This window comes from Streptomyces beijiangensis (genome assembly GCF_017315755.1).
Classification (GTDB): Bacteria; Actinomycetota; Actinomycetes; order Streptomycetales; family Streptomycetaceae; genus Streptomyces; species Streptomyces beijiangensis.
The window spans coordinates 1-2,165 of sequence record NZ_JAFLRJ010000378.1 but is presented as its reverse complement, the minus strand read 5'-3'; the positions used below and the strand labels follow the sequence as shown (position 1 = coordinate 2,165).

Genomic DNA, 2,165 nt, shown 5'->3' with positions numbered 1-2,165 from the left:
CTCCCACGCCCAGCCCCTCGGACAGTGCGACGCCGACTCCGACGCCCACACCGACCCCGTCCCCCTCGGACAGCTGCCCGGCCAACTGACGCCGCTGACCCAGCAGTTCCCGAAAGTGCCCGGCCGCACCCGCGGCCGGGCACTTTCGCGTCCGCCGGCCCCGGCCGTCCGGTGCAACGTGTTCTCATCTGGCCGCCGCATTGCTACGGTGCCCCAGCCCCGAAGCCCTGACGCTGTATCAGATTCCCTGGAGGCCGAGTATGCGCGCCCTCATAGCCGCCGCCATCGGGCTGGCGGTCGCCCTCGCCCTCGTCCTCACCATCTCGGCGATCGGCGCCCCCTCCGGCCACACCTCGCCGAAGCCCTTGCTCACCACAGTCCCCGGCCCCACGAAGTAACGGAGGGCGGTCATGCGCCGTAAAGCCAGTCTGATCCTGCTCGCCTTCGCGGTGTTCTTCACCGCCCTGTCCCCACTGGTGCGCTGGTACGCCTTCCCGCGCCTCGCCAAGGTCCCGGCCAACCAGTACCAGGAGACGGTCCTGGAGGCGAAGGACGCGACCCTCATCAACTACAAGAGCCTGAAGGCCGAGAAGGTCCCCAAGGTCACCATCGTGCAGACCCTCAAGGGCAATGTGGAGGAGTCGAACCGGATCGAGAAGAGCGCGGGCAAGGACGTCGTCGTCTGGGACGCGCTCTCCTACATCGTCGACTCCAAAGGGGGAATGGTCTCCAAGGTCCCCGAGCGCTACATCTTCGACGCCCACAGCCAGGCCCCCGTGCACGCGACCGGCGAAATGGTCGACGGCGATCAGGTCTCCCGCGAGGGCATCGAGTTCAAGTGGCCCTTCCTGACCGAGAAGCGCGACTACGAGTACTTCGACGCACAGACCCGCAAATCCGCACCCATCCACTACAAGGGCACCGTGAAGTACCGCGGCCTGGACGTCTACTACTTCGAGCAGGACATCGCCTGGACGCAGGTCGCGATGCCCAAGACGATGCCGATCGCGGGCGTCACTCCCGCGATCATCAAACAGACCGGCCTGACCCGCTGGTACAAGACGAAGCGGATGTTCTGGGTGGACCCGCTCACCGGCGGCCCCGTCAACGGGGAGGAGATCCAGCAGAACGAGCTGCGCAACGCCACCGCTCTGTTCGGCCACGACAAGGTCACGGTCTTCTCCGGACACGTCAAGATGCGCCAGGACTACCTGGACTCCACGTACAACCTGGTCAAGAAGAACCGTGTGCTCATCCTGGCCTTCACTTCCTACGTCCCCTGGGGCTCCCTCGGGCTGGGCGTGCTGCTGCTCGCCCTCTCCCTGTTCCTGGAGGCGCGCAGCCGCCGCCCCGGACCCGAGCAGGTGACCGAGACGGAACCGGAGCCGGTCACCGCTTGAGGCGCGCGTTGGTGAACCGGGTCGCTGCGGCGGCCGAAGGGTCCTCCGGCCAGGGGTGCTTGGGGTAGCGTCCCCTCAACTCGGCCCGCACCGACCGGTATCCGTCCTTCCAGAAGGACGCGAGATCGGCGGTGACGGCCGCCGGCCGCCCGGCGGGCGACAGCAGATGCACCAGTACGGGCACCCCGGCCACCGTCGGCGTCTGCGCCAGCCCGAACATCTCCTGCAACTTCACTGCCAGCACCGGCTGTTCACCCCCGTACTCCACCCGGATACGCGACCCGCTCGGCACCTCGATGCGCTCCGGTGCGAGCGCGTCGAGGCGGGACGCCTCACCGGTGGCCCACGGAAGCAGCCGGTTCAGGGCCTGCCCGGCCTCGATCCGCCCCAGGTCGCTCCTGCGCCGCGCCCGCGACAGCTCGGGCTCCAGCCAGGAGTCGGCGGCATCGAGCAGCGCCTCGTCCGTCACATCGGGCCAGCCGCCGCCCACCACCCGGTGCAGGAAGGCCAGCCGCTCACGCAGCCCCTGCGCATCGCGCGTCCACCGCAGCAGCCCGAGGCCCTCCGTACGCAACCCCTCCAGCAGGGCTTCCCGTACGAGTGCGGGCTCCGGACTCCGCAGATTGCGCACCGCGAGTTCCACCGCGCCCAGCCGCTCCACCCGCCGTGCCACGACGTCGCCGCCGTCCCAGCGCACCTCCTCGCCGGCGGAGAGCAGATGCCCGGCGGCCAGCCGGGCGGTGTCCTCGTCGATCACCGCGGCGA

The 2,165-nt window shown here is 69.3% G+C and carries 3 protein-coding genes; 2 read left to right on the top strand and 1 reads right to left on the bottom strand.

Annotation, left to right across the window (positions count from 1 at the left end):
* The first annotated feature begins 260 nt into the window (after positions 1-260).
* Positions 261-398, top strand: coding sequence for an SPW_0924 family protein (locus tag J0695_RS31475; RefSeq protein WP_206967842.1), 138 nt, complete (start codon positions 261-263; stop codon positions 396-398).
* Positions 399-410: 12 nt separating this feature from the next.
* Positions 411-1,400, top strand: a complete 990-nt coding sequence (pgfA, locus tag J0695_RS31470; protein WP_206967840.1) for a cell envelope lipid trafficking protein PgfA — start codon at positions 411-413, stop codon at positions 1,398-1,400.
* Here the strand turns inward: pgfA and J0695_RS31465 are convergent.
* The coding region (locus J0695_RS31465; protein ID WP_277990055.1) for an ATP-dependent helicase C-terminal domain-containing protein at positions 1,390-2,165 on the bottom strand (776 nt) is incomplete at its 5' end. The genes pgfA and J0695_RS31465 overlap by 11 nt on opposite strands.

Coding starts and splice junctions, on each gene's coding strand:
- J0695_RS31475 (WP_206967842.1), top strand. CDS start 261: ATGCGCGCCCTCATAGCCGCCGCCATCGGGCTGGCGGTCGCCCTCGCC.
- pgfA (WP_206967840.1), top strand. CDS start 411: ATGCGCCGTAAAGCCAGTCTGATCCTGCTCGCCTTCGCGGTGTTCTTC.